Source organism: Plantibacter sp. lyk4-40-MEA-4 (assembly GCF_030209415.1).
Taxonomy (GTDB): Bacteria; Actinomycetota; Actinomycetes; order Actinomycetales; family Microbacteriaceae; genus Plantibacter; species Plantibacter flavus_A.
In genome coordinates, this window is the sequence record NZ_JARVSA010000001.1 from 390,619 (window position 1) to 416,077 (window position 25,459).

26 protein-coding genes are annotated in these 25,459 nt (G+C 70.5%); 17 read left to right on the forward strand and 9 right to left on the reverse strand.

What is annotated here, in order from left to right:
- Window positions 1-63: 63 nt before the first annotated feature.
- Window positions 64-525, forward strand: coding sequence for a GNAT family N-acetyltransferase (locus QRN44_RS01905; RefSeq protein ID WP_121292107.1), 462 nt, complete (start codon window positions 64-66; stop codon window positions 523-525).
- A 16-nt stretch (window positions 526-541) separates the two neighbouring features.
- On the opposite strand, the gene QRN44_RS01910 is transcribed toward QRN44_RS01905, so the two are convergent.
- The 5 genes from QRN44_RS01910 to hemE form a co-directional block, all read right to left on the reverse strand.
- Window positions 542-793 carry a DUF3618 domain-containing protein gene (locus tag QRN44_RS01910; RefSeq protein ID WP_064294915.1) on the reverse strand — a complete coding sequence of 84 codons (252 nt, stop codon included), beginning with the start codon at window positions 791-793 and terminating at the stop codon, window positions 542-544.
- Window positions 783-1,205, reverse strand: a complete 423-nt coding sequence (locus QRN44_RS01915) for a phage holin family protein (RefSeq protein ID WP_064294953.1) — start codon at window positions 1,203-1,205, stop codon at window positions 783-785. Before QRN44_RS01915 ends, QRN44_RS01910 begins: the two co-directional genes overlap by 11 nt.
- Window positions 1,206-1,222: 17 nt before the next feature.
- Entirely contained in the window at window positions 1,223-1,684 is a 462-nt protein-coding gene (locus QRN44_RS01920) for a hypothetical protein (protein WP_228501918.1), read from the reverse strand.
- 93 nt (window positions 1,685-1,777) lie between these two features.
- Window positions 1,778-3,322 carry a protoporphyrinogen/coproporphyrinogen oxidase gene (locus tag QRN44_RS01925; protein ID WP_175118095.1) on the reverse strand — a complete coding sequence of 515 codons (1,545 nt, stop codon included), beginning with the start codon at window positions 3,320-3,322 and terminating at the stop codon, window positions 1,778-1,780.
- Window positions 3,319-4,410 (reverse strand): uroporphyrinogen decarboxylase, encoded by a 1,092-nt coding sequence (gene hemE, locus QRN44_RS01930; RefSeq protein WP_285038147.1) that lies wholly within the window; start codon window positions 4,408-4,410, stop codon window positions 3,319-3,321. The genes QRN44_RS01925 and hemE overlap by 4 nt, the downstream gene beginning before the upstream one ends.
- A 114-nt stretch (window positions 4,411-4,524) precedes the next feature.
- On the opposite strand from hemE, the gene QRN44_RS01935 reads away from it, so the two are divergent.
- The gene (locus QRN44_RS01935; RefSeq protein WP_285038148.1) at window positions 4,525-5,973 is read left to right on the forward strand and encodes a glutamyl-tRNA reductase; all 1,449 of its coding nucleotides are present in this window, start codon (window positions 4,525-4,527) and stop codon (window positions 5,971-5,973) included.
- A 118-nt stretch (window positions 5,974-6,091) separates the two neighbouring features.
- Here QRN44_RS01935 and QRN44_RS01940 read toward each other — a convergent pair whose 3' ends face one another.
- Complete coding sequence (locus tag QRN44_RS01940; protein WP_064294920.1) at window positions 6,092-6,685, reverse strand: DUF4190 domain-containing protein; 594 nt, start codon at window positions 6,683-6,685, stop codon at window positions 6,092-6,094.
- A 154-nt stretch (window positions 6,686-6,839) separates the two neighbouring features.
- On the opposite strand from QRN44_RS01940, the gene QRN44_RS01945 reads away from it, so the two are divergent.
- On the forward strand, window positions 6,840-7,640 hold the full coding sequence (locus tag QRN44_RS01945; protein WP_121292095.1) for an esterase/lipase family protein: 801 nt from the start codon (window positions 6,840-6,842) through the stop codon (window positions 7,638-7,640).
- Window positions 7,637-8,068, forward strand: coding sequence for an NUDIX hydrolase (locus QRN44_RS01950; protein WP_285038149.1), 432 nt, complete (start codon window positions 7,637-7,639; stop codon window positions 8,066-8,068). The genes QRN44_RS01945 and QRN44_RS01950 overlap by 4 nt, the downstream gene beginning before the upstream one ends.
- Window positions 8,069-8,182: 114 nt before the next feature.
- On the opposite strand, the gene QRN44_RS01955 is transcribed toward QRN44_RS01950, so the two are convergent.
- Together QRN44_RS01955 and QRN44_RS01960 are read right to left on the reverse strand one after the other, a co-directional pair.
- Complete coding sequence (locus QRN44_RS01955; protein WP_285038150.1) at window positions 8,183-9,088, reverse strand: serine hydrolase; 906 nt, start codon at window positions 9,086-9,088, stop codon at window positions 8,183-8,185.
- Window positions 9,089-9,357: 269 nt separating this feature from the next.
- Window positions 9,358-10,128 carry an SDR family NAD(P)-dependent oxidoreductase gene (locus tag QRN44_RS01960; protein ID WP_285038151.1) on the reverse strand — a complete coding sequence of 257 codons (771 nt, stop codon included), beginning with the start codon at window positions 10,126-10,128 and terminating at the stop codon, window positions 9,358-9,360.
- Window positions 10,129-10,244: 116 nt separating this feature from the next.
- Here QRN44_RS01960 and QRN44_RS01965 point away from each other — a divergent pair, with 116 nt between their 5' ends.
- The 13 genes from QRN44_RS01965 to QRN44_RS02025 all read left to right on the forward strand — a co-directional run bounded on the left by QRN44_RS01965 (window position 10,245) and on the right by QRN44_RS02025 (window position 24,606).
- Entirely contained in the window at window positions 10,245-10,973 is a 729-nt protein-coding gene (locus tag QRN44_RS01965) for an SDR family oxidoreductase (protein ID WP_285038152.1), read from the forward strand.
- The gene (locus QRN44_RS01970; RefSeq protein WP_285038153.1) at window positions 10,970-11,647 is read left to right on the forward strand and encodes a FadR/GntR family transcriptional regulator; all 678 of its coding nucleotides are present in this window, start codon (window positions 10,970-10,972) and stop codon (window positions 11,645-11,647) included. Before QRN44_RS01965 ends, QRN44_RS01970 begins: the two co-directional genes overlap by 4 nt.
- A gap of 240 nt (window positions 11,648-11,887) precedes the next feature.
- Window positions 11,888-13,174 (forward strand): sugar ABC transporter substrate-binding protein, encoded by a 1,287-nt coding sequence (locus tag QRN44_RS01975; RefSeq protein ID WP_121292087.1) that lies wholly within the window; start codon window positions 11,888-11,890, stop codon window positions 13,172-13,174.
- A gap of 6 nt (window positions 13,175-13,180) precedes the next feature.
- Window positions 13,181-14,152: a carbohydrate ABC transporter permease gene (locus QRN44_RS01980; RefSeq protein WP_369808448.1), complete on the forward strand. Its 972-nt coding sequence runs from the start codon at window positions 13,181-13,183 to the stop codon at window positions 14,150-14,152.
- Window positions 14,153-14,235: 83 nt separating this feature from the next.
- Window positions 14,236-15,078: a carbohydrate ABC transporter permease gene (locus tag QRN44_RS01985; RefSeq protein WP_064294955.1), complete on the forward strand. Its 843-nt coding sequence runs from the start codon at window positions 14,236-14,238 to the stop codon at window positions 15,076-15,078.
- Complete coding sequence (locus QRN44_RS01990) at window positions 15,075-16,739, forward strand: glycoside hydrolase family 3 protein (RefSeq protein ID WP_285038154.1); 1,665 nt, start codon at window positions 15,075-15,077, stop codon at window positions 16,737-16,739. Before QRN44_RS01985 ends, QRN44_RS01990 begins: the two co-directional genes overlap by 4 nt.
- Window positions 16,736-17,677 carry an N-acetylglucosamine kinase gene (locus tag QRN44_RS01995; protein WP_285038155.1) on the forward strand — a complete coding sequence of 314 codons (942 nt, stop codon included), beginning with the start codon at window positions 16,736-16,738 and terminating at the stop codon, window positions 17,675-17,677. The genes QRN44_RS01990 and QRN44_RS01995 overlap by 4 nt, the downstream gene beginning before the upstream one ends.
- Complete coding sequence (gene murQ, locus QRN44_RS02000; RefSeq protein WP_079003613.1) at window positions 17,661-18,674, forward strand: N-acetylmuramic acid 6-phosphate etherase; 1,014 nt, start codon at window positions 17,661-17,663, stop codon at window positions 18,672-18,674. Before QRN44_RS01995 ends, murQ begins: the two co-directional genes overlap by 17 nt.
- Window positions 18,664-19,533, forward strand: coding sequence for a MurR/RpiR family transcriptional regulator (locus QRN44_RS02005; protein ID WP_064294930.1), 870 nt, complete (start codon window positions 18,664-18,666; stop codon window positions 19,531-19,533). The genes murQ and QRN44_RS02005 overlap by 11 nt, the downstream gene beginning before the upstream one ends.
- Before the next feature lie 104 nt (window positions 19,534-19,637).
- Window positions 19,638-20,618 (forward strand): hypothetical protein, encoded by a 981-nt coding sequence (locus QRN44_RS02010; RefSeq protein WP_285038156.1) that lies wholly within the window; start codon window positions 19,638-19,640, stop codon window positions 20,616-20,618.
- 39 nt (window positions 20,619-20,657) lie between these two features.
- A complete protein-coding gene (locus tag QRN44_RS02015) occupies window positions 20,658-21,152 on the forward strand; it encodes an NUDIX domain-containing protein (protein ID WP_285038157.1) in 495 nt (164 codons plus the stop codon).
- A 162-nt stretch (window positions 21,153-21,314) separates the two neighbouring features.
- Window positions 21,315-23,315, forward strand: a complete 2,001-nt coding sequence (locus QRN44_RS02020) for an ABC1 kinase family protein (RefSeq protein ID WP_285038158.1) — start codon at window positions 21,315-21,317, stop codon at window positions 23,313-23,315.
- A gap of 43 nt (window positions 23,316-23,358) precedes the next feature.
- Window positions 23,359-24,606: an APC family permease gene (locus tag QRN44_RS02025; RefSeq protein WP_285038159.1), complete on the forward strand. Its 1,248-nt coding sequence runs from the start codon at window positions 23,359-23,361 to the stop codon at window positions 24,604-24,606.
- Between the two features lie 145 nt (window positions 24,607-24,751).
- On the opposite strand, the gene QRN44_RS02030 is transcribed toward QRN44_RS02025, so the two are convergent.
- The gene (locus tag QRN44_RS02030) at window positions 24,752-25,402 is read right to left on the reverse strand and encodes a GntR family transcriptional regulator (RefSeq protein WP_064294938.1); all 651 of its coding nucleotides are present in this window, start codon (window positions 25,400-25,402) and stop codon (window positions 24,752-24,754) included.
- Window positions 25,403-25,459: the final 57 nt, after the last annotated feature.

Genomic DNA, 25,459 nt, shown 5'->3' on the forward strand with positions numbered 1-25,459 from the left:
TGGGCAAAAGGGGCAGGTCACGATTGACACCGAGCCCAGCCTCACCGGCGATACAGTCGGGTGATGACCAGCGAGCAGCCTCCCGTCCAGTACCACGTCGCCAGAGCGGCCGAGATGGATCCGGTGACGCTCTACCGTGTGCTGAAGATCCGCGTCGACGTCTTCGTCGTCGAGCAGACGGCGCTCTTCGCCGATCTCGACGGACGCGACATCGAGGACGGGACCCTCATCGCCTGGGCGCAGGAGGGCGACGAGGTGCTCGCGACGATCCGGATCCTGGCCGAGGCCGAGCACTCGGAGATCGGACGGGTGGCCACGGCGTTCACCGCCCGCGGGCGAGGTCTCGCCGCGGAACTGATCCGCCGCGCGGTCGCCGACCACGGGCATCGGGAACTCCGAATGGGCGCCCAGAAACGCCTCGCCGACTGGTACGGCCGGTTCGGGTTCGAGATCAGCGGCCCCGACTATGTGGAGGACGACATCGTGCACGTCCCGATGACGCGCGTCGCCACGCCGAGCGACTGACCGGCGGCGGGAAGCGTCAGCGCACGATGGCGCGGACGATGCCCCATACGGCCAGCCCCGCCGCACCGGCGAGGCCCGCGACACCGGCGTAGAAGACCGCCGGGCGTTCGACCTTGACGGTCGCGATCTGCACGATGGCACGACGCTTGGCGCGGTGCACCTGCTTCGGGACGTTGAGCTTGTCCTCGATCGCGTTCAGTGTGGCGACGAGCTCGGCACGAGCCTGCTCGGGCGAGGGCGTCGCCCCCGGGAACTGGTCAACGGTCATACTCGCCGAGTCCCTTCACTGCCTTGATGTCTTCCTTCACGTTGTCCATCGGGCTCGGGTCCTCGTTGATCTTCTTGAAGTAGCGCAGCGCGATCAGTACGAGGACCGCAGCGACGAGGACGAAGAGCACGAAGACGCAGAGCGCCGCCAGCCACGAGGGCATGACGAGCGCGAGCGCGAGGATCAGCACTGCGACGAGCACGCCGACCGCGAAGAAGAGGAACACCGCGGCACCGGCGACGAAGGCCGCGCCGATACCCGCGTACTTGCCCTTGTGGGCGAGCTGCGTCTTGAGGTTGGCGATCTCGGCCTTGACCAGGTTCGAGACGACCCCCGGCAGCTGGCCGACGAGGGTCAGGAGGGACTCGTCGCGCTTGTCGTAACGCGGCTCCGACCGGTTGCGGTCACTCATGAACGGCATCGTCGGTGCTACTCGCCGCTCTTGGGCTTCGGAGCCGTCGTCTTGGGCGCGGCAGGCTTGCGCACTGCGGGCTTCGAGGCCGACGACGTCGAGGTGCCGGAGGCCGTGCGTGCGTCCTTGACCGTCTCGGACACGTCCTGGACGGTGTCCTCGGTCTTCGAGATGGCTTTATCGAGCTTCTGGCCGGGCGTCGAACCCTGCTGGCTGACGACCTTCGCGACGGCGCTGACGCCGCTCCACAGAGCCGCGGGGACCTCACTGATGCGCGCCTTGGCGAAGTCCTCGACCTTGCCGCGCTGCGCGCGCACCGGCTTCGCGTTCCACAGCTTGACCCACTGCGTCTTGATCTGCTCGTAGCGTTCGCGTCCGGCGCGGGTACCGAGCACGTAGCCCGTGAGCCCACCGACGACGAACATGACCTTGCCCTTCATGGCGCCTCCGTCTGTTCGAGTGGTGCTGTGATGCTGCATCCAACGGGACCAGCGTAGTCGGGTGTCACTCCCACGCCACCATCCGGTCGGGGGTTGACAGGAAAAGATGCCGGGTCGGGCATATGGGCGCGTCTACCGCTGCAGCGCCTGATGGCGGAGTCGTGCCGCCGCCTCGTGGGCGTCGGGGACCACCGAGGCGAGCCCCGTGCCCGACAACCAGGCACCCGTGACCGCGAGGTCGGGCACCTCGGCCACCGCTTCCCGGATGGCCGTCGAGCGTTCACGCTGGCCGCGCGCGGCGGTCGGTTGCGTCCCCGTCCAGGAGATGCGGTGGAAGCCGCGGACGCTGCCCGGGTCGAGCTGGACGCCGAGCATCGCGGACGCGTCGTGCAATGCCGTCGAGAGCAGCTCCTCGTCGGTCAACGCGCTCGTCGCGTCGGCCTCGCCCTGACGGCCGAAGGACAGGCGGACGACGTGGCGGTGCTCGCCATGCTCCTTCGCGCGGTCGGCGAGCCAGGCCCACTTCGCCGTCGCGTGGGTGAGCGCCTTGGCGTGGAGCGTCGAGCCGGGTGCGACGAGCAGCCCGGAACCACGCGGTGCGGCGTCGAGTGCCGGTTCGTCGAGCACGATCGTCACGAGTTCGATCGGCGCGGGCAGGACCGGGTCGCCCGCATCGTCGCCGGCGGCGGGGAGGTCGCGGAGCGCCGGCCCGACGTCGGCCAGCAGGTTGCGGGCCGGCTGCTCGGGCGTCGCGATGAGGACGAGATCGGCCTCGAGCACCCGACCGTCGGTCAGGGCGACGTACCAGGGGGCCTTCGACGCGCCCGCGGCGGCGGGACGCTCGCTCATCCGCGGGAGGCCGGCGTCGCCGAGGCCGACACCCGGTCCGTCCACGTCGATGTCGAACGGGTTCCGGGAGATCGCCGTGACGGCGACGCCGGTGATGAGCGCCGACCCCCACCGCTCGAGCTCCGCGGTCAAACCGTCGACGAGGACGGTCATCCCACCATCGAGGCCACCGACCGCGGCACCGGCGGGCGCGTTCTCCCGGAGGGCCGCGACGGCGAGGGACAGCGCCCCGGTGCGGGTCAGCGCGGCGTTCAGTCCAGGAGCCGCGCGGTCGACGTCGAGGTCGTCCGGAGCGGCCGAGTAGACGCCCGAGGTGACCGGTGCGACGAGGAGGTCGTGGACGGCCGCGCCCATGCGCTTCCGGACGAGCGCACCGAGGTTGTGCTCGGTGCCGATCGTGAGCGGCGGGCGGATGCGGTCGAGATAGGCGCGCAGGGCACCTTTCCAACCGATGACCCGACGGACGTCGTCGGCGAGGGGGTTCGTCGGGATGCCCAGCAGCCCCGCCTTGGGGAGCGGGACACTCCGCTGCGGCTGCCCGGGCTTGGCGACGTGCAACCAGGCCCCGGCCCGATTGGGACGCACGACGCGGTCGGTCAGTCCCAGCTGCTCGATGAGCTCGGCGACCGAGCCACCGCGCGTCGCGAAGCTCTCGGCACCGACGTCGACGCGGAGACCCGCGACCTCGGCGGCCGCGAGCGCGCCACCGAACGACTCCTGCGCATCGACCACCGTGACCGAGATGCCGACCTTGGCGCAGTCGACCGCGCCGACGAGTCCGGCCACACCACCGCCGATGACGACGAGACGCTTCGGCTCGAGACTCATGCGGGCTGCCAATCGTGGGCGAGGGCGACGATGCGGGTCAGGACGTCCGGGTCGGTCTCGGGCGGGACCCCGTGGCCGAGGTTGAGGACGTGCGACGGCGCCGCCGTCCCGCGCTGGAGGATGTCGAGGACGTGCGCCTCGAGGACCGGCCATGGGGCGGCGAGCAGTGCCGGGTCGATGTTGCCCTGCACGGGCACGCCGCCACCGAGGCGTCGGATGCCCTCGTCGAGGGCCAGCCGGTAGTCGATCCCGACCACGTCGGCGCCGACCCGGTGCATCGCGCCGAGCAACTCACCGGTCCCGACGCCGAAGTGCACCTTCGGGACGGGGAGGTCGGCGACGTGCGCGAGCGCGGCCCGGGAGGCCGGGGCGACGTGACGCTCGTAGTCCTCGAGGGAGAGCGCCCCCGCCCAGGAGTCGAAGAGCTGCGCGGCCGACGCGCCGGCGAGCACCTGGGCGCGGAGGAAGCGACCGGTGACGTCCGCGCACCAGGCCATGAGCTTGGCCCACGAGTCCGGATCGGCGTGCATGAGGGTGCGGGCGGCGAGGTGGTCCTTCGACGGCCCGCCCTCGACGAGGTAGGCGGCGAGCGTGAACGGCGCGCCCGCGAAGCCGATGAGCGGGGTGCGGCCGTCGCCGATCCCCGCGAGCCCGGCGACGGTGAGCGCGACGCCCTCGCGGATGGGCGCCAGTGTGTCGTCGAGTACGGCCGGATCGAGCGCGACGAGCGCGTCGACCTCGGCGGCCGTCCGCACCGCCGACCCCATGACGGGACCACGGCCCGGCACGATCTCGACCGCGACGCCGGCCTGCTTCAACGGCACGACGATGTCGCTGAAGAAGATGGCCGCGTCCGTCCCGTGCCGTCGGATGGGCTGGAGGGTGATCTCGCTCGCCATCGCCGGGTCGAGGCAGGCGTCGAGCATGGCCGTCCCGATCCGCAACTCGCGGTACTCGGGCAGCGACCGGCCGGCCTGCCGCATGAACCAGACGGGCGTCCGCTCGGGACGGGTGCCGCGGTACGCGGTGATGAGCGGCGACGACCGGGTCACGCCGGTGACGAGGGGGTGTTCGGGTGGGAGACTCACCCCTCCATCCTCCCATCTCCGCCCTGAGAGGGAGGGGCGTGCGTGCGATCGGGTGAGGGTCACCTGGGTGGCTTCCCGGAGAGGCCGACGTGCCCGCTCGGGTAGACTCGTCGGGTGCTCATGTGTGTGACGGCGAGCCATAAGAACGCCACCTTCGACCTCCTCGAACGACTCTCAGTCGGTGCCGAGGGCGTCGCCGCGCGCCTGGTCGAGCACCACGAGTGCGTCTCGGGTGCCGTCGTCGTGGCCACCTGCAACCGGTTCGAGGCGTACATCGACCTCGACGAGCCCGTCACCGCCGCCGCATCCGTCGCCTTCGAGGCCGCTGCGGAGGCCGTCAGCGAGACCACAGGCATCCCCGCCGAGCAGCTGCGGGAGGTGTTCGACCTCAGCGTCGGCACCGCAGCAGCCGAGCACCTCTTCGCCGTGTCGGCCGGACTCGAGTCCGTCGTCGTCGGCGAGGGCGAGATCGCCGGCCAGGTGCGTCGCTCCCTCGAGGCAGCTCGCGCCGGTGGCACCACCAGTTCCGAACTCGAGCGCCTGTTCCAGCGCGCATCCCAGACCTCCCGCGGCATCAAGAACCGCACGCCGCTCGGGCGCGCCGGGCGCTCCATCGTGCGTCTCGCCCTCGACCTCGCGGAGAGCCGTATCGACGACTGGGCCACGCAGCGCGTGTTGCTCGTCGGCACCGGTGCGTACGCCGGCGCGAGCCTCGCCGCCCTCCGCGACCGCGGCGTCACCGACGTCCTCGTGTACTCGCCGTCCGGCCGTGCCGAGAAGTTCGCGCGCTCCCACGAGATCGGCTGGATCGGACACGACGACCTCGCCCGCACCACCGGTGAGGTCGACATCGTCGTGACCTGCACCACCGCCGAGGGCCACGTCGTCGACGCCGAACTGCTCCGCGCGGGGCGCGCGGCCGTCGCCGTCGACCACCGCGCACGAGCCGCGGCGGTCACGGACGCACCGACGCTCTCACTGGTCACCCCGGCCGCTCCCGAGCCCACCGGGGTCTCCGCCCTCGTCCACGACGTCATCACCGAAGCCGCCGCCGAGTGCCCGGTGCCGCACGCCTCGGCCCAGCTCGTCATCGACCTCGGCCTGCCGCGCAACGTCGACCCCGACGTCTCCACCGTTTCCGGTGTCGTCCTGCTCGACCTCGAGACCATCCGCATCCACGCGCCGCTCGAGGAGCTGCAGGCCACCGAGGTCGCGCGCTCCATCGTCAGCCGCGCCGCGCAGAAGTTCGCCGCGGTCGGCGAGGAGCGCAGCCTCGAGCCCGCGGTCGTCGCGCTCCGCAGCCACGTGCACGCGCTCGTCGAGGCCGAGGTCGCCCGTGCGACCGCGCGTGGCGACGACGACGGCTCGACCGCCCGCGCACTGCGTCACCTCGCCGGCGTGCTGCTGCACGAACCGACGGTGCGGGCGCGGAACCTCGCCCGCAACGGCGAGCAGGCCGCGTACACGACGGCGCTGCAGACGCTCTTCGGTATCGAGGTCCCCCAGGCGCCGGCGGTCGTCGCTCCGGTCGCAGACACCGATTCGGCAGCTTCCGCCTCCTAGGCTTCCGACCCCACTGAGCCACCTGGTCCCTGAGCCTGTCGAAGGGCGCTCGAACGACGGACGGGCACCGGCGCGATGCCGATGCCCGTCATGATCCGCCTGCCGAGCAGGCCGTGGATCAGTAGTCGTAGTTGTAGCTGCTCGCGGTACCGATCGCGCCGGCGATGAGCAGGACGTAGAAGATGATGAAGATGACGCCGACGAGGACCGAGACGCCGCTCACGATCGTGCCGGCGAGGGCCAGGCCGCGGCCCTGCTCACCGGTGCGCTTGATCTGACCGAGCGCGATGATGCCGAGCACGAGGCCGACGACGCCGAACCCGACGAACGGGGCGATGAGCGAGATGATCGCCATGACGTTCGTCTTCGGGCCGGTCGGCTGCGCGTAGCCGTACGGCGCCTGGGGCTGACCGTAGGGAGCGGCGGGCTGACCGTAGGGGTTCTGCTGTTGACCGTAGGGAGCGGCGGGCTGACCGTAGGGGTTCTGCTGCTCGCCGTACGGAGCCTGCGGCTGGCCGTACTTGGGCTGCTCGCCGTACTGCGGAGCCTGCTGGCCCGACTGCTCGCCGTAGGGCGAGGGCTGACCGTACTGCGGCGCCTGTTCCCCGTACTGCGGAGCCGGCGGAACCTGCGATTCGCCGTAGGCCGGCTGCTGGGGGTTCTGGCTCTGACCGTATGGGTCGTTCGGCTGGCCGGAGTTCGGATCAGTCATGAAGGTGCACCTCGCGCATAGGGGTTCGACGAACGGACTCATGCTTGCAGCGTGCCGTCGCCTTGTCAACACAGGGTAACCCGCGATCCCTGATGTTCACTGGGCTCGCGCGGCGCGCACCGGGGGCGGTGGCAAGATGGACGAGGGGGTGCGGATGGACGAGGAATCGGTGGCGGAAGCCGAGGACGTCTCGCTCGCCGACGCCCCGCCGGTCGCCGAGCGACCTGGCGCGCTGGCCATCGCCGGGATCGTCGCCGCCGACTGGGTCCACTCGGTCGTCTGGCACACGCGGGCCTTCTTCAGTGGGCGCATCCCGAAGGAGTACGCCCGTGGCGACGCGGGTCGACCGGTCGTCGTCCTCATCCCCGGCGTGTACGAGACCTGGGCGTTCCTGAAGCCGGTGGCCGACCGCCTGAACGCCGACGGCTACCGGATCCGCATCGCGCGCGGCCTCGGCTACAACCGCAAACCCATCCGCGACACGGCTGCCCGCTTCGCCCGTGCGCTCGGGCGGTTGCCGAAGCCCGCCGCAGGGTGCGTCATCGTCGCGCACAGCAAGGGAGGGCTCGTCGGGAAGGAGCTGCTCCTCACCGAACGCGAGCGGCTGGGCCTGCTCGGGGTCGTCGCGATCTGCTCGCCGTTCTCCGGATCGGTGCTCGCGAAGTACGTGGTCGACCCGAGCCTCCGTGCGTTCCTCCCGACGGACGAGACCATCGTCGCGCTCGGCGCCCCGCACGACGTCAACACCGACATCGTCTCGATCTACAGCACCTTCGACCCGCACGTGCCGTCCAGCAGCGTGCTGCCCGGAGCGACGAACGTGCTCCTCCCGGTGCCGGGCCACTTCGTGATCCTCAGCACGGACGAACTCAAGGACGCCGTGGAACTCGCCGTCGACGGGTTCGCCGACCGGGTGCGGCCCGCGCTCGACCCCGAGAGCCCGGCCGACCGGTGAGCCGTGCACCCGCGGGCTCGGGCAGCCCGCTCCCCGACATCCTCGTGTCCGCGGTCGCGATCGTCCGCGGACGGCGGGTCCTCATGGTGACCGCTCGCGGTCGTGACGTCCTCTACATGCCCGGCGGGAAGATCGACGCGGGCGAGACGCCGGCCGAGGCCGCCGTCCGGGAGGCACGCGAGGAGGTCGCGGTCGAGATCGATCCGGCGCGGGTCTCGCCGTTGTTCACGGTGGTCACGCAGGCGCACGGCGAGCCCCGCGGCCGGCTCGTGCGGATGCACGTCTTCGCGGCAGAGACGGACGAGACACCGACGCCCTCCGCCGAGGTGAGCGCGGTCCACTGGGTGGGCACGGAGTCACTCGACCGCTGCCCGCCCGCGGGGCGTGAGGTGCTCGAACGCCTGGCGGCGGCGGGGCTCATCGACTGAGTGGAGGGCGGGGTCCGGTCCCTGAGCCTGTCGAAGGGTGAAAGCCTCAGCACCGGACTGCCCTTCGACAAGCTCAGGGACCGGTCGCTCAGGGACCGGAGGAGCGAGACCGGCTCAGTGGACGTACTCGAGGAGGTCCTGGCCGAGGATCCGGACGGCGTCGACCACCCCGAGGCGAGTGCCGAGCTCCGTGTCGTCGTAGCTCGTGCACACGGCGTAGCTCACGGCGCCGTTCGGGCCTCGGAGGATGCCCGCCTCGGCTCGCACACCGACCCCGGATCCGGTCTTGTTGAAGAGCTGGATGCCGTGGTCGGGCTCACGGTGGGCCAGCGGGTCGAGCCCGAAGCCCGAGGCGACGAGCGAGAGGTCCGTGTTCAGCGACAACCAGGCCAGGACCCGGCGGCTCGTGGTGGCGTCGACGATCTCGCCCGTCGCGAGCGCCTGGAACAGCCAGGCGAGTTCGCGGGTGGAACCGACGGAGAGCTGCGGTGCGTTGTCGGGGCCGCGGTGGTCGCGGACGATGTCGAGGAGGGCCGTGCGCTTCAGCCCGATCTCCTCGGCACGGTGGCGGACGGCGTCGAGACCGATGTGGCGGAGCAGGACGTTCGTGGCGAGGTTGTCGCTCGTCGCGCCGACGAGGGCCGCGAGGTCGGCGACCGGGAGGGACGGCGCTTGGAGGTGCTGCCAGATCCCGGAGTCGGCGACCGCGTCGAGCGGCTCGCGGTCGAGGATGGTGAGGCCGCTGAAGTCGGCGTCGCCGAGGCGGGCCGCGACCTCGATGAGGAGGAGGACCTTGCCGATCGAGGCGGTGGGCACGACGACGTGGTCGTCGGCCGACATGAGCATCTCGCCGGTGGTGATGTCGTTGATCCGGAGGCTGACCTGCGCGCCCGACGCGGCCAGCTCACCGAGGGCGCTGAACCCGCGGGTGAAGGGTTCGATCTGGGCTGAGGCACGGTGGCGCCCTCGACGCGCATCGCGCGAACGGCGACGTTCCGACTCGTGCACTCGTGAAGCCACGGCTGACCGAACTCCTCTGCTCCAGATGGTGATCCCGACGATCCTGCGGCTGTGGACCTGCCCCGGTCAGCCCACTCGACGGCCCTCCGCCGACCCGCGCAGCGGGCCTCCGGATGTGCCGTCCACGGTATCGTAAGCGGCCTTCGCGCTGGCTGCGAATCCGGGCCCGGGAACGTCGTTCCCGGGCGCGTCGGTCCGACATCCGTCGCTTCCACCACCCGCGAATCCGGCCTGTCCACCGCCCGGATCCTGTCAGATCCAGAGCCTGATCAGGCGCGAGCGCGGGCTGGGAACTGGGTCGCGAACTTGCCGCCACTGACGTCGATCAGCGCCCCGGTGACGTAGCCCGCCTGGTCGCTCGCGAGGAACCGGACGACGTTCGCGACGTCCTCCGGTTCCTCCCAACGACGCACCGAGAGTGTGTCGAGGAGTTCGTCCTGCTGCGCCGTCGGGAGCTCGGCGAAACCGTTCATCGCCGTCGGCACCATGCCGGGGGCGTAGGCGTTCACCGTGATGTCCCACGGTCCCAGCTCGCTCGCGAGGACCCTGGTGAGCTGCACCACCGCGGACTTCGACGCCGCGTAGGCCGCGCTGCCGACGCTCGGGATGACTGCGGCGAAGCTCGCGGCATTGATGATGCGCCCGGAACGCTGTCCCTTCAGATACGGGATGACCGCCTTCGACACCCGGAACACGCCGCCGACGTTGACGTCGAAGCACCTGGTCCACGCGGCGTCGCTCGTCTCCTCGAGCAACGACTGCACGTTGATCCCGGCGTTGTTCACGAGGACGTCGATCCCTCCGAGCTCGGCGGCAGCCGCCGCGACCGCGCTCGACACGGAGTCCTCGGATCGCACGTCACACGTGATGGCGACGAGGTCACCGTGGTGGGTTGCCACGAGCGCGTCGAGGGAGGAGACGTCGAGGTCGAGCACCGCGACGCGAGACCCCTCGGCGAGGAAGGACTCCACGAGGGCGAGCCCGATCCCCCGAGCACCTCCGGTCACGATCACCCGTCGGTCCGTCAGGTCCAGCAGCATCGGTGTCTCCCGTCGTCCGAGCGCAACCCTCGACGCGTCGACCCGATGCCGACGGCCGCGTGCGCACCAGGCGAGTAAAACATACTTATGGTCGCCCGGCTCGCTACACTGGCGCCATGACGGATCGAGTGCTCTGGGTGACGGGTGGCGGCAGCGGTATGGGACAGGCCGTGGCGGTGTCGGCCGCAGAGGCGGGATGGCGCGTCGCCGTGACGGGGCGGCGGCACGAGGCGCTCCTCGAGACGGTGGAAGCCGTCACCTCCGCCGGCGGTGTGGCCGTCGACGCGGAGGCTGACGCGACGGACCCCGCTTCGCTCGCCCGAGCCCATGAACGCATCGTCGCCGAGCTCGGCCCGGTCGACGACCTCGTCACCGCGGCGGGCCTGAACGCACCTCGGCGCCGGTGGGACGACCAGACGATGACGGAGTTCGCCGCGATCGTCGACACCAACCTCACCTCGGTCGCCCGCACGATCGACCTCGCGCTGCCCACCATCCGCGACGCGCAGGGACGGATCGTCGTCATCTCCTCCTTCGCCGGCTGGCGCTTCTCGACCAAGGGTGGCGTCGCCTACAGTGCGAGCAAGACCGCGCTCGCCTCGCTCTGCGCGACCCTCAACGAGGAGGAGGGACTCCACGGCGTCGGTGCCACCCACCTCTGCCCGGGTGACGTCGACACCCCGTTCCTCTCCATGCGGCCGCAGGTGCCAGACGCGTCGGCGCGCGAGACGATGCTGACGCCCGGGGACATCGGCCGCGCCGTGCGGTTCATCCTCGACGGCCCGCCGCACGTGCGGATCGACGAACTCGTGATCTCCCCCACCCGTCCGTCAGCACGGGCGTGAGTCGCGCACCGGGGACATCGGCCTTCGAACGCACGCTCGACCGGATCGGCACCGACATCGTCGACGGCGGACTGCCCGCCGGCACGGTGTGCACGGTGGACGAGCTGGTCGACCGCGCCGGGCACTCACGGTCGGTGGTCCGGGAGGCGACCCGTGTGCTCGCCGGCATGGGACTCCTCGCCAGCAAGGCCCACGTCGGCCACACCGTGCAGCCGTCGTCGAGCTGGGACTGGTTGCAGCCCCGAGTGCTCCGCTGGGCTCTGGCGAGCGGACGACGGGACTCCACCCTCCTCGCGATCCGCGAGCTCCGTACGGCGACCGAGCCGGAGTCGGCACGGCTCGCGGCCGAGCGACGCGGCGACGGCGACGCCCGTGAGCTCCGCGAGACGAGCGAGGCACTCCGCGCGGCGGCGGCTCGCCAGGATCCGATCGCGTTCCTCGAGGCCGACCTCCTGCTGCATCGCCTCATCCGACGGGCGGCGGCGAACCCGATCCTCGACCGGGTCGGCGACGCCGTCGACGAGGCCCTCCGGGATCGTGTGGACCAGCTGCCCGGCGACGGCATCGACCACCACGACGCGGCGTTGCACACGGACCTCGCGTCGGCGATTGAGGCGCAGGACGGTGAGCGGGCCGCCGCGACGATGCGCGTCATCATCCTCCGCACGGCCTGACGACGGCGGTGGCCGACCGCCATCCACACACACGGTTCTCGCAGCTTCGTGAAACACGTCCGTCACGCAGGTAACGACCGTGTTGCAGTGCTGGAAAATATTTGCAAGCTTCCTGTACTTATTGAATACTGTTTCCACACCCACTGAAAACAGCAGGGATCGACCGCGGTTTCCCGGTCATCACGGATCCCGGGCCAACGACGGTCCGGACTCCCGATCCCAGAATCGAGGAGCAGCACCATGCGCAAGCGCACCCTTCCGCTGGCCGTCCTCGCCACCGCGGCACTCGGCCTCACCGCCTGTGCCGGTGGCGGTTCCGGCTCAGGCGACGTCTCGGCAGACGGCCAGACGCTCACCGTCTGGATCATGCAGGGCACCAACCCAGACTCCGAGGCCTTCTTCAAGGAGGTCGGCTCGGCCTTCAAGAAGGAGACCGGCGCCACCCTCAAGGTCGAGTACGTGCAGTGGGCCGACGCCCACGACCGCTTCGTGACGTCGATCGCCGGGAACACCACCCCCGACGTCGCCGAGACGGGCACCACCTGGACGGCCGAGTTCGCCGATGCCGGCGCCCTCGCCCCCATCGGCGACTACGTCGACAAGGCCGGCCTGCAGGACGACCTCGTCAAGGGCCTCGCCGACTCCGGCACCTACGACGGCGAGCTCTACGGCATGCCGTGGTACGCCGGCGTCCGCTCGATCGTCTACCGCACCGACGTCTTCGAGGAGCTCGGCCTCAAGGCGCCGACCACCTGGCAGGAGATCATCGACGCCGGCACCGCGATCAAGGCCGCCAAGCCCGACATGATCCCGTTCCCCGTCCCCGGTGACGCCGAGTTCACGGCGTACCCCTGGGTCTGGGGCGCCGGCGGCGAGGTCTCCGAGCTCGACGGCGACACCTGGAAGTCGGGTCTCGCGAGCGACGACTCGCGCAAGGGCATCCAGTTCTGGACCGACCTGGCCACCAAGTACGACCTCTCCTCCTCGGGCGCCACCACCTGGAAGGAGACCGACGTCCTCGACAACTTCGTGCAGGACAAGGTCGCCATGGCGATCATGGGCTCCTGGACCCCGGCGACGATCGTCCAGAAGAACCCGGAGCTCGAGGGCAAGTTCGCCGCCATCCCGATCCCGGGTGAAGACGGCGGCATGTCGCCCTCCGTGCTCGGTGGTTCCCACCTCAGCATGTTCAACACCTCGAAGAACAAGGACCTCGCGTTCCAGTTCATCGAGATGATGACCACCGGCAAGTTCGCCTCCGAGTGGGCCGAGCAGACCGGGTACTTCCCCGGCCAGACCTCGCTCCTCAGCGACTCGACCGAGAGCGACGACCCGCTGGTGAAGCCCTTCGCCGAGCAGTTCGTCGACGGCGGCGCTTCCCTCCCCGTGACCCCGAAGTTCGGTGCGGTGCAGGCGAAGAAGACCACCAACGCGATGATCCAGGCCATCCTCTCCGGGAGCAAGTCGGTCGACCAGGCGACGACCGACGCCGCCAAGGAGATGGACGACATCATGAACGGCAAGTAGCCGATCGTGTCGACCCTCACCCCGCCCACGGTCACCCGCGAAGCCCCCGCTTCGCGGGTGGCCGGGGGCCCCTCCCCCAAGCGGCTGCGCCTCCTGATGCGCACCCGCCCCTGGCTGCTGCTCACGCCGGCGCTCCTCATCCTCGCCGTGCTCCTCCTCTGGCCGCTCATCCGCGTCGTCCTGTTCTCCCTGCAGGACTACGGCCTGCGCGAGATCGTCAGCGGCGACACCAACTTCAACGGCGGCGCGAACTACGCCGAGGTCTTCGCCGACCCGACCCTCTGGACCGTCGTCCTCCCGAACACCGTCCTCTTCGCCGCCGCGGCCGTCATCGGTACCGTCGTCCTGGGCACCCTCGTCGCCCTCCTCATGGCGAACCTCGGCTCCTTCTGGCGCACCATCGTCGGCAGCGCCATCATGGTCGCCTGGGCGATGCCCGCCGTCACCGGCACCTACGTCTGGGTCTGGATCTTCGACGCCGACCGCGGCATCGTCAACCAGACGCTCATGGGGCTCGGGCTCATGGACGAGCCCTTCAACTGGTTCACGAACCAGTTCACGTTCTACGGCATCGCGCTGCTGAACGTGATCCACCACGGCTTCCCCTTCGTGGCCATCACCGTCCTCGCCGGCCTGCTCGGCGTGTCCAAGGAGATGCTGGAAGCCGCCGAGATGGACGGGGCGGGCGCGTTCCGTCGCTTCTTCCAGATCACCTTCCCGTCGCTGCGTCAGGTGTTCTCGGTCGTGATCATCCTGTCGACCATCTGGGACTTCAAGGTGTTCGCGCAGATCTACCTCATGCCGGGTGGTTCCGGCTCGAACCGCGAGGTGTTGAACCTCGGCGTGTGGTCGTACGTGGAGTCCTTCGGACAGAACCGCTACGGCTTCGGCTCCGCGATCGCGGTGCTGTTGACGCTCGTCCTGCTCGGCATCACGATCGTCTACATCCGCGCCCTCATGAAGGAGGACGAACTGTGACCACCCAGGCTCCGGCCCCCACCGCAGACCGTCGACCGGCTCAGAAGCCGGGCATCGACCGGTCCGCCACGCCGCAGGTCCCGATGCACCGGAAGGCGAGCGGTCGGAAGATCCGCTCGAACACCGTCAAGGCGATCCTCGTCACCCTGCTGCTCGTCTTCACGCTGTTCCCGGCGTACTGGATGCTGTCGAGCGCGTTCGACGCACAGGCGTCGAGCGGCGGACAGTCGTTCTTCCCGAAGGAACTGTCGCTCACGAACTTCCAGTCGGTCCTGACCGACGGCGGCTTCGGCGTCTTCCTCCGCAACTCCGCGATCGTGGCAGCCGCCACCGTGCTCATCTCGGCGGCCGTCGCGCTCCTCGCCTCGGTCGCGGTCGCCCGCTTCCGGTTCAAGTTCCGCACCGCGGTGCTGCTCATGATCCTCGTCGTGCAGATGGTGCCGCTCGAGGCGCTCGTGATCCCGCTGTTCGTGCAGATCCGCGACCTGCAGCTGCTCAACACCCTGCTCGGGCTCATCATCGTGTACGTCGCGCTCGCGCTGCCGTTCGGCATCTGGATGCTCCGCGGCTTCGTCGCGGCGGTGCCGGTGGAGCTCGAAGAGGCGGCCTTCCTCGACGGTGCCAGCTGGTGGCGCATGTTCCGCTCGATCATGCTCCCGCTCGTGGCCCCGGGCCTCGTCGCGACGAGCGTGTTCAGCTTCATCACGGCCTGGAACGAGTTCATCTTCGCGATGACCCTGCTCGGCGGCTCGACGGAGAACTACACGGTCGCCATCGGCCTCAAACAGTTCTTCGGCCTGAACTCCAACGACTGGGGTTCGGTCATGGCGGCGTCGACCATCATCACGATCCCGGTCATGATCTTCTTCATCCTCGTACAGCGCCGCCTCTCCGGCGGACTGGTGTCCGGAGCGGTGAAGGGATGATCGACCCAGACGTCGCGCGGCTCGTCCGGGGCGTCCTCTGGCCGGGGTTCCTCGGCCGGACCGCCCCGGATTGGCTGCTGCGCGAACTGGACGGCGGCCTCGCGGGCGTCGTGTACTTCGGGCAGAACCTCTCCTCGGACCCGGCGGAGGTCGCGGCACTGTCGGCCGAACTCCGCGCCCACCGGCCCGAGGTCCTCATCGGCGTCGACGAGGAGGGCGGCAACGTCTCCCGCCTGGAGGCGCAGACGGGCTCGACCCTGCCCGGGCATGCACAGCTCGGTGCACTCGACGACGTCGAGACGACGCGCGCTGTGGGCGCTGCACTCGCCGAGCGGCTCCACGCGGCCGGGGCGAACGTCGCGCTCGCGCCCGTCGCCGACGTGAACACCAACCCCGCGAACCCGGTCATCGGGGTGCGCTCGTTCGGGCCCACCGCCGACCTCGTCTCCCGCCACGTCGCCGCGATGGTCGACGGATTGCAGACCGGCGGGGTCGCCGCGTGCGTCAAGCACTACCCCGGACACGGCGACACGGCGAGCGACTCGCACCTGGATCTGCCCCGCATCGACCTGGACCTGGCGGAGCTCGAAGCCGAGCATCTGCCACCGTTCGACGCGGCGATCGCCGCCGGCGTCGCGAGTGTCATGACCGCGCACATCGTCGTCCCGGCGTTCGGTGACGCCCCGGCGACACTCAACCCGATCCCCCTCCGCCGGCTGCGCGAGAGCGGCTTCGACGGTGTCATCATCTCCGATGCACTCGACATGGCCGCCATCCGTTCCACCACCGGCTCCGGACGCGGGGCGGTCCTCGCTCTCCAGGCCGGGGTCGATCTGCTCTGCATCGGCAACCCGTCCAACCTCGGGCCGAAGCAGGGCGCGACGACCGACGAGGACGACTACCTCGAGGTGTTCGAGGCGGTCTGCGCCGCTGTGGCCGACGGTGAGCTCGATCGAGCGATCGTCGAGCGCGCGGCCGCCCGGGTGGCGTGGCTCGCACGGTCCGTCAGCCCTTCGACAGGCTCAGGGACCGAGGAATCGGTCCCCGGGCAGTCCCCGGCCCCCGAGCGGTCACCGGCCCCCGAGCGGTCACCGGTCCCCGAGCGGTCACCGGTCCCTGAGCTTGTCGAAGGGCCCTTCTCCGACGCCATCCGCCGGGTCGTGCGCGTCCGGGGCGAGGTCGCGATCGACGCGTCGGCGATCACCCTCGTCGACCTCCGCGACCGACCGACCTTCGCCGTCGCCTCGGCCCACGATCCGTTCGCCGAATCGCTCGCCGAACGGTTCGCCGTCGCCCGGCTCGCTGCCGGCCCGAGCCTCCGGACACCGGATCCGCACGCCGAGGCGCCCGCCTCCGACGAGCTGGCCCTGCTGCTCGAGACGGTCCCCGCCGACGACGGCGTCGTCCTCCTCGCGGACCGCCTCGGCGGCGACACCCCGCAGCGGCTCGCGGTGGACCGTGTCGCGCTGGTCCGGCCGGACGCCGTCGTCGTGAGCGTCGGACTGCCGCTCTCCGAGGACGCCGTCCTCCCCCTGCCGGTGATCGACACGCTCGCAGCCTCCCGGGCGTCCGCCGACCGGGTCACCGAACTCCTGTCCGCGGCCTCCGCCGCGGCGCCGACGCACCACCTGCACGACCAGCACCACCGGAACGGATCATGAACCACCTCGCAGCACCCGTCCTCGCCATCGATCTCGGGAAGACCTCCTGCCGCGCCCGCATCACGAGCGGATCCGGCGACGGTCTGACCGTCCTCGCGGAGGCGCGCGGCCACGGGGCACCGGGCCTCGCCGACCACGAGGGCGCGGAGCTGTCGGCCCGCGCAGTCCTCGAAACGGTCGCGCACCTCCCCGCAGACCTCCTCGCCGAGGTGGAGCACGTCGGGATCGGCGCCGCCGGGGTGGAGGCGGCACCGCACGAGGTCGCCGCGTTCACCGCCGAACTGCGCCTGGCGCTCGGTGCGACGATCGCCGTCGTGAACGACGCACTCGCGGCCCACGCCGGTGCGTTCGCCGGTGGTCCCGGCACGGTGCTCATCGCCGGCACCGGCTCCGTCGTGTTCGACGTCGACGCCGGCGGCTCCGTGAAGCAGATCGACGGTTGGGGTCCCTGGCTCGGAGACGAGGGCAGCGGTCGGTGGATCGGGCAGCAGGGCCTCGAGGCGTGCATGCGCGCCTTCGACGGCCGCGGCCCCGCCACCACCTTGCTCGCCGACGCCGAGGCGCTCATCGGCTCGATCCCCGCGCTCCCCCGCTGGGTCTCGAGCACCGGAGCACCGGCCCGCCAACTCGGCACCTTCGCGCCCACGGTCATCACCCGAGCCGAGGAGGGCGACGCGGTCGCCGCGGACATCGTCGACGCCGCCTGCGCCCATCTGGCTGTCAGCGCCGCCGCTGCCCGCACGGGTGCCGTGTGCGTCGTCGGCGGGATTGCCTCCCACCCCTACGTCGCCGCACATCTCGCGACGGCCCTGCACGAGGTCGGCGTCGACCTCGTCGCACCCCGCGGTGACGCACTCGACGGAGCCAGACTCGTCGCACTCGACACCGCGATCTCCTACGACGGAAGGGTCGTGCGCGACGATGTCCACGCAGCCTGAGGACGCTTCGGCCGCCCACCGTTCGACAGGCTCAGGGACCGGTGAACGCGACACCATCCGCGCCGAGCTCGCCACGCTCTCGACGGAGCAGGTGAACGAACGACACCCCGACCTCGACGCCCTCTCCACCCGGGAACTCGTCACCGCGATGAACGAGGACAACCGTTCCGTCCCCGACGCCATCGCGGCCGTGGAACCCGAGATCGCCGAGGCCGTCGAAGCGATCGTCGAGCGCCTTCGCCGGGGCGGACGACTCGTCTACCTGGGCGCCGGGACCGCCGGACGGATGGGCATCCTCGATGCGAGTGAGGCGCCACCCACGTTCGGGACCGACCCCGGCCTCATCGTCGGGCTCATCGCGGGTGGTCCGGGCGCCATCCAGCAGGCGGTGGAGAACGCCGAGGACCGCGACGACCTCGGTCGAGCGGATCTGGAGTCGCTGTCGATCACCGCGGACGACGCCGTCGTGGGGGTCTCCGCGTCCGGCCGCACGCCCTACGTCCTGGGCGCCCTCGAGTACGCGCGCTCGATCGGTGCGATCACGATCGGCCTGTCGTGCAACGCCGGCTCCCCGCTCGCCCGGGACGCGGACATCGGCATCGAGGCGGTCGTCGGTCCGGAGCTCCTCACGGGATCGACCCGGCTGAAGGCGGGGACGGCGCAGAAGCTCGTGCTCAACATGCTGTCGACGATCACGATGGTGCGGCTCGGGAAGACGTACCGGAACCTCATGGTCGACCTCCTCACCACGAACGAGAAGCTGCGGGCGCGGGCGGAACGCACGGTCATGCTGGCGACCGACGTCGACGCCGCCACGGCCGCGAAGACGCTCGCATCCGTGGACGGCTGGGTGAAGGCCGCTATCCTCGTCCTCGTGACCGGCATCGCCGCAGACGAAGCCGTCGCCCGCCTCCGTGGCGGCGACGGCTCCCTCAGCGCGGCCATCGCAGCGCACGCCGTCGAAGACCCGACGGGGGCCGCGCCGGATGTCCACTGACGCGCTGCTCGTGCTCCGCCAGGCGATCCCTCGTCTGAGCGCCGCCGAGACGCGCGTCGCCGAGACCATCATCGGCACCCCCTCGCTCGTCGTCGAGCTGACCATCACCGAACTCGCGAAGGCGTGCGGCACCTCCCAGGCGACCGTCGCGCGGTTCTGCCAGACCATCGGGTACACCGGCTACCGGGAGTTCCGGGTCGCCGTCGCGACCTCCACGAGTCGCGAGCAGGCGGAGCGTGACCGGTTCGAGGTCGACGACGCCGACATCGACCCGGACGACTCGGTCGAGACGGTCGTCGCGAAGGTCGCGTACCAGGAGGTGCAGGCGATCGAGCTCACCGCCCGCTCACTCGACCGCGACGCCCTGGACGCGGTCGTCGACGCCCTCCTCGTCGCCCCACGGATCGACGTCATCGGCTTCGGGTCCTCGAACCTCACGGCGCAGGACCTCCACCAGAAGCTCTACCGGATCGGCATGCCGGCCAACACCTTCGTCGACGCCCACCTCGCGCTGCCCTCGGCCGCCCTCCTCGGGCCGGGTGGGGTCGCCATCGGCATCTCGCACTCCGGGCTCACGGTCGAGACCGAGCAGGCGATGCAGCTCGCGCGGGCCGCCGGCGCGACGACCGTGTGCATCACGAACTTCCCCGACTCCCCCATCGCCAGCCGGTGCGACCTCGTCCTCGCGACGCAGGCGAGGGAGAGCCGTTACCGTTCGGGTGCGATGTCGTCGCGCATCGCCCAGCTCGCGCTCGTTGACCTGCTCTTCATCCGGGTCGCCCAACGTCGCTACGACGCCGCTGCCGAGTCCCTCCGCGTCACCTACGAGTCCATCCAGGACCACCGCATCGACACCTGAACGCGCTCCGCGAGAGCGCTGTAGATGCGCTCACATCCGCCCCTGGAGCGCGTCTGCTGCGCTCTCGTGAGACAGTCGTCATGAGACCATCGGGCATGGCTTCCATGGACACTGCACCGCGGATCGGGGACCTCGAGGTCGACGGCGACGCACTCGCCGGCGACGGCACGGCACTCTCGGAGCTGGCGGAGGAACTGGCCTTCGGCATCGAAGAGACCACGACCACCGATGCGCCCTCGGATGGTTGGCGGGTGCTCCGCCGGTTGGAGAGCGGTGCGGTGTATTTCGGTTCGCCGGTCGATGCGGACCACCGGACCTGGCGCCTGGCACAGGTGCATGAGGGAGAGCGGCCTCCGGTGGTGCGCGTGCACCCGGACACCTTGGACGTGCGACCGAGCCGAGCGGAGCGCCGACAGGGATTGGTGCTGCGATGGCCACGGTTCATCGCGGAGCTGGCCGACCCGAGCGAGCTCGTCATCGACATCGTCAACGCGGGCACCACCAGATGGACGCCCACCGACGAGGGGTTCTTTGCCATCGGCGCACTCACCACTCCAGGCGAGACCGGGTTCTCCTTCGGATGGATGGGTTCCGCGGCGGGCCGCGCCGTCCCGCTCGACCCCGGGGAGTACAACCGCGTCCCGGTGCAGCTGCAACTGCAGTCCGACCCGTCGTCATTGCGGCCCGGCCCCTACGATCTGCACGTCGTGGTCGTCGAACTCAGCCTGCGCCTCGCCGAGCCGCTGCGTGTCGAGCTGACTGCAGAGATGGTGGCGCGTCAGGTCGCCAAGCAGAACCGTCACCGGGCCGACCCCGCGAGCGAGCGCCGAGCCTTCGAACGACAGATCGAAGCAGAGCAGCTGCGAGTCGGCGCCCGCCGGTCCTGGCCCGAGATCGCCGAGGTGGTCGGGAGCGCGGTGTCGGACGACGAGGCGTTGGAGCGCATCGCAGCCGTCCTGGACTGTGAGCCGGAGCAAGCGGCGTCCGTGTACGACTCCTCACTGCGCGCGATGGTCAGGGCGGACGCCGACCGACGTGACGAGCAACTGCAGGAACTCATCCGCCGTCGCGTCGCCGTCGGGTGACGCTTCGCCCGAGGACCTGAGCCACCTAGACTCCCGCGCATGGGTTATGTCGGAAGCGATCTCTGGGAGCTGCGGCAGCTCGTGGGGCATCGGCTCCTCGCGCTCCCGGGTGCGCAGGTGCTCGTGCTGGACAGCGAGGGGAACGCACTCTTCCAGCGGCGGGTCGACACCGGCCTGTGGGAGATACCGGCCGGCAGCTGCGAGCCCGGAAGCAGCTTCGCGCAGACCGCAGTCATCGAACTCGCCGAAGAGACCGGTCTGTCAGTGGACGAGCACGACCTCGAGCCGTTCGCCTGTCTCTCAGCCGCCGAACACCACGTCCTCGACTACCCGAACGGCGACCGGGTCCATGCGTTCGCGATGTGCTTCGTTGCACGCTTGTGGACTGGTTCGCTCCACGCCGAGGTGGACGAGGTCGTCGAGTTCCGCTGGGCTCCGCTCATCGCCCCGCCCACCCCGATGCACGGTCCGACCGTGGAGGTCCTGCGCCTGTTCGACGCCTACACCGAGGCGGGAGCATTCCAGGCGGGATGACCTCGCCCGCCCTCCGAGAGTGCGGAAGATGCTCACTGCGACCGCGTTTGAGAGCGTCTTGTGCGCTCTCGGTGAGCGCATCAGCGCTCGCGCTCGCTCAGCCGGGCCGGATACGCTGGCGAGCGGGGCGAGACGACCGCTCGAACCACGAGGGGATGCCGCATGCTGACTGACGCACTCACCATCGTGCTGGCGGTCGTGTCGGCGCTGCTCCTCGGGTTCGCCGCTCGACGCGTGCTCGATGCCCCGGTGGGTTGGCCACGCAGCATCCTGGTCGGGCTCGTCGTGTTCGTCACCGGCCCACCGTTCGTGAACTGGCTGCTGCAACAGACCGGCCTGGTCCAGCCCGGTGAGGCCGGGGACGCTCGGGCGGCCTTCGCGGCGATCGCCGTCGCCCTCCTCGCGATCGGCTGGATCTTCGCCCTCGGGCTCGGTGTCCTCGTCGCCATCGAGGTCATCATCCCGACCCGGCCGCTGATGAACCCGATCGACGTCGTCCGCTCCGCGATCAGACGACGGCGACGGACGAGGCGATACCTGCAGATCCTCGCCATCGCATCCCGACACGGCGCGGGCTGGCTCGTGCACGGCCGATCCCGCGTCCAGCTCGAACTCACCACGAGCGAGCAGCGTGCCAACGCGATCATCGCCACGATCAACGACTCCGGCGTCACCTTCGTGAAGCTCGGACAGGTGCTCTCCACGAGACGGGACCTCGTGCCCGAGCCGTACCTCAGCGCCCTCGCGTCGCTGCAGTCCGAGGCGACCACCCTCCCGTGGCACGAGGTCCAGGTCGTCATCGAGACCGAACTCGGCGCACCGATCGACACCGTGTTCGCGTCGATCGACTCCGAGCCGCTCGCGGCCGCGTCCGTCGCCCAGGTGCACACCGCCGAGCTGCTCGACGGCACCCCCGTGGTCGTGAAGGTCCAGCGACCGGCCGCCCGCGTGCAGGTCGAGGCAGACGCCGACATCGTCGTCCGCCTCGCCGAGCGCGCCGAGACGCACACCAAGTTCGGGCAGGACCTCCGCCTCGCCTCCGTGGCGCGCGCCTTCACCTCGACGCTGCTCGAAGAACTCGACTACCGGATCGAAGCCCGCAACGTGGAGATGATCCGCAGCACCTTGAAGCGTCGCGAGGAGCGCGACGAAGGCGTCCGGATCACGGTCCCACGCGTCTATCCGGCGGCATCCGGCGCCCGCCTGCTCACCATGGACCTCGTCGACGGGCTACCGCTCAGTCGAGCGCGGGACCGCATCGCGACCATCCCCAAGGAGGAACGCGAGACCCTCGCGACCGGCCTCATGGAGGTCGTGCTCGAACAGATCCTCGTGCACGGCGTCTTCCACGCCGACCTCCACCCGGGCAACGTCATCCTCCGCGAGGACGGATCGCTCGGGCTGATCGACTTCGGGGCCGTCGGCGTCATCGAGCGCAGCCAGCGGCAACGACTCACCGCGGTGATGCTCGCGACCGTCAGCGAGGACGACATCGCGGCGACCGACGCCCTCCTGCTCATCGTGGACCTGCCCGAGGACGCCGACCTCGACGCCCTGCGCCACGACGTGGGCATCGTCATCACGACCGAACGTCACCGCCCGGGTGGCGACGGCTCGATCTTCAGCCGACTCCTCGACGTCATCCGGCAGCACCACATCGCGCTCCCCGGCGACCTCGCCGCCGCGTTCCGCAGCTTCGCGACCCTCGAAGGGTGCCTCAAAGCGCTCGACCCCGACTTCGACATGTTCGAACAGGCCCTCCCGATGGTCCCGCGCCTGCTCCGCCGCTCGCAGTCCATCCGGCAGACGGCGGTCACCCTGCAGGCGCAGGCCGCCGTCACCGCCGCCTTGGCCCGCAACCTCCCGCGCCGACTCGACTCGCTGCTGTCCGGCCTCGAGGACGGGACGGTCGGCGTGACGCTGAAGGGCTTCGCCGATGAACCGGCGAAGGGGCTCGTGGAGGGTGTGACCGCGGAGATCGTGGGAACCCTGATCTCGATCGCCGCCCTCGTGATCGCCGTCGTCCTCGTCGTCACCGGTGCCGGCCCGGTCCTCCCCGGCGGCCTCCGGGTGTTCGACCTGATCGCGGCGTTCATCGGGTTCCTCGGCTTCCTGGGCCTGTTGCGCGTGCTGCGGCAGACCGTCGTCCGCCGAGGTCGGTGACCAGAGCACCCTGATGTTCACCTGACGGCACTACCGTGATCGGGTGAGCGATCCCCGACTGCAGCGACGCCTGGGCACGAGCGCCGCGGTGTTCATCGGCCTGGGGTCGATGATGGGCGCCGGCGTCTTCGCGGTGTTCCAGCCGGCGGCGGAGGTCGCTGGCGCGGGACTTCTCATCGGGCTCGTGATCGCCGCGGTCGTCGCCTGCTGCAACGCGATGTCCTCCGCGCAACTCGCCGCACAACTCCCCTCGGCCGGCGGCACCTACCTGTACGGCCGCGAACTCATCGGGCCGTGGTGGGGCTTCGCGGCCGGATGGAGCTTCGTGGTGGGCAAGACGGCGAGCGCCGCAGCCATGGCGGTCGCCTTCGCCGCGTACGCTGCACCGGCCGAGTGGAGTCGTCCGGTCGCCGCGCTCGCGGTCGCCCTCGTGGTCGTGACCAACTGCCTCGGGGTCACCCGCACCGCGACCGCGACCCGGGTGATCGTGGTGGCCGTCCTCCTGGTCCTCGCCGTGGTCGTCGGCTCAGGCCTCGTCGGACCGGACGCCGGTTCGACGGGACTCGCGTCGCTCGGGTTCGACGCCGGCCCGCTCGCCGTGCTGCAGTCCGCGGGGTTGCTGTTCTTCGCTTTCGCCGGGTATGCGCGGATCGCGACCCTCGGCGAGGAGGTCCGCGACCCGGCCAAGGCGATCCCGCGCGCCATCGGGATCGCGTTCGCCGTCGCGGTGATCGTCTACGCGGCCGTCGCGATCGTGTCGCTGCTCACGCTCGGCGCAGACGGTCTCGCGTCCAGTGCGCGCCCCTTGGCCGCGGTGGTGGAGACGAACGGGTGGCCGTGGGCTGCGACGCTGGTGCGACTCGGTGCGGCGGCGGCCTGTCTGGGGGCGCTCCTCGCCGTGTTCGCAGGCATCGGACGGACCGCCTTCGCGATGGCGAGGACCGGCGACCTGCCCCGGGTGCTCGACGCGGTGCACCCGCGCTTCGCGACCCCCTACCGGGCGGAGCTGCTCGTCGGCGCGGTCGTCATCGTCCTCGTCCTGCTCATCGACCTCCGGAGCGCGATCGGGTTCTCCTCGTTCGGCGTGCTGCTCTACTACGTGGTCGCCAACGTCGCGGCGTTCCGCCAGACGCGCGAGCACCGACGGTACCCTCGCGCGGTCAGTGTGTTCGGCGCCGTCGGTTGCGTCGTCCTCATGTTCACGCTGCCGCCGACGTCGGTGCTCGTGGGCGGCGGCGTCGTCCTCGTCGGGTTCGCCGGGCGGGCGGTGGCACTTCGACAGGCTCAGTGACCGGAATTCGGCTCAGTGACCGAAGTTCGGCTCAGTGACCAAAGTTCGGCTCAGTGACCGGAGGTCGGCTCAGTGACCGGGCGCTGGTCCCTGCCCTTCGACAAGCTCAGGATCCGCCTGTCGGAGGGTGGCCGACGAAAGGGGGCTACAGCTGCGTGGAGAGGCGGAAGATGTTCTCGACCGCCAGTTCGGCGGCGATCGCGTCACCGGCCTCGACCGCCTCACGGAGCTCCGGATAGCCCTGCTCCTTGGCCGCCCAGTCCGTGTTCTCCTCGGTGCGGGTCGCGGAGGACCGGTAGGTGAGGCCGTCGATGATGTCCTTCGTCGCCGCGACGAGCGTGGCGTTCGGGCATGCGGCGATGAACGCGTCGAAGAGCTCCCAACTGAGTCGCCCGTGCTCGGCCATGTCTCGCTGCTCGACGACCACGATCACCTGGTTGATCGCGCGGACGAGCGCCTTCTTCTGCGTCGCGCCGAGACCGGGCACGGTGACGCGGACGACACCGCCGAGCATCGCGCCCAGCGTCTGCATGACCTCGGTGCGCTGTGCCGGGTCGGGCAGGGCGACGCGGGTGTACCGCTGTGCGGCCATCTCGATGAGGCCGACGCGGGCGAGGTCGTTGAGGGCCTCGCGGATCGGCGTGCGGGAGATCCCGAGCCACGACTGGAGTTCGCCGTCGTTGAGGTGCTCACCTGGCTCGAGGGTGCCGTCGAAGATGGCCGTGCGGATGCGTTCGACCGCGACCTCGCGGAGTGACCGACGCTCGACGGGCGGGTTGGCTGAGGGCACGGGCATGCGGGATCTCCTTCGTCGGCGAATGCTATGCCATCAGCGTACCGAATATCAGCGGAT

Excerpts from the sequence above, each read along its gene's own strand:
- QRN44_RS01905 (WP_121292107.1), top strand. The coding sequence starts at position 64 with ATGACCAGCGAGCAGCCTCCCGTCCAGTACCACGTCGCCAGAGCGGCC.
- QRN44_RS01910 (WP_064294915.1), bottom strand. The coding sequence starts at position 793 with ATGACCGTTGACCAGTTCCCGGGGGCGACGCCCTCGCCCGAGCAGGCT.
- QRN44_RS02015 (WP_285038157.1), top strand. The coding sequence starts at position 20,658 with ATGGGTTATGTCGGAAGCGATCTCTGGGAGCTGCGGCAGCTCGTGGGG.
- QRN44_RS02010 (WP_285038156.1), top strand. The coding sequence starts at position 19,638 with ATGGACACTGCACCGCGGATCGGGGACCTCGAGGTCGACGGCGACGCA.
- QRN44_RS01915 (WP_064294953.1), bottom strand. The coding sequence starts at position 1,205 with ATGAGTGACCGCAACCGGTCGGAGCCGCGTTACGACAAGCGCGACGAG.
- QRN44_RS01975 (WP_121292087.1), top strand. The coding sequence starts at position 11,888 with ATGCGCAAGCGCACCCTTCCGCTGGCCGTCCTCGCCACCGCGGCACTC.
- QRN44_RS01995 (WP_285038155.1), top strand. The coding sequence starts at position 16,736 with ATGAACCACCTCGCAGCACCCGTCCTCGCCATCGATCTCGGGAAGACC.
- QRN44_RS02030 (WP_064294938.1), bottom strand. The coding sequence starts at position 25,402 with ATGCCCGTGCCCTCAGCCAACCCGCCCGTCGAGCGTCGGTCACTCCGC.
- QRN44_RS01920 (WP_228501918.1), bottom strand. The coding sequence starts at position 1,684 with ATGCAGCATCACAGCACCACTCGAACAGACGGAGGCGCCATGAAGGGC.
- QRN44_RS01990 (WP_285038154.1), top strand. The coding sequence starts at position 15,075 with ATGATCGACCCAGACGTCGCGCGGCTCGTCCGGGGCGTCCTCTGGCCG.
- QRN44_RS01985 (WP_064294955.1), top strand. The coding sequence starts at position 14,236 with ATGCACCGGAAGGCGAGCGGTCGGAAGATCCGCTCGAACACCGTCAAG.
- QRN44_RS01945 (WP_121292095.1), top strand. The coding sequence starts at position 6,840 with ATGGACGAGGAATCGGTGGCGGAAGCCGAGGACGTCTCGCTCGCCGAC.
- QRN44_RS01940 (WP_064294920.1), bottom strand. The coding sequence starts at position 6,685 with ATGACTGATCCGAACTCCGGCCAGCCGAACGACCCATACGGTCAGAGC.
- murQ (WP_079003613.1), top strand. The coding sequence starts at position 17,661 with ATGTCCACGCAGCCTGAGGACGCTTCGGCCGCCCACCGTTCGACAGGC.
- QRN44_RS01965 (WP_285038152.1), top strand. The coding sequence starts at position 10,245 with ATGACGGATCGAGTGCTCTGGGTGACGGGTGGCGGCAGCGGTATGGGA.
- QRN44_RS01925 (WP_175118095.1), bottom strand. The coding sequence starts at position 3,322 with ATGAGTCTCGAGCCGAAGCGTCTCGTCGTCATCGGCGGTGGTGTGGCC.
- QRN44_RS02005 (WP_064294930.1), top strand. The coding sequence starts at position 18,664 with ATGTCCACTGACGCGCTGCTCGTGCTCCGCCAGGCGATCCCTCGTCTG.
- QRN44_RS02020 (WP_285038158.1), top strand. The coding sequence starts at position 21,315 with ATGCTGACTGACGCACTCACCATCGTGCTGGCGGTCGTGTCGGCGCTG.
- QRN44_RS01960 (WP_285038151.1), bottom strand. The coding sequence starts at position 10,128 with ATGCTGCTGGACCTGACGGACCGACGGGTGATCGTGACCGGAGGTGCT.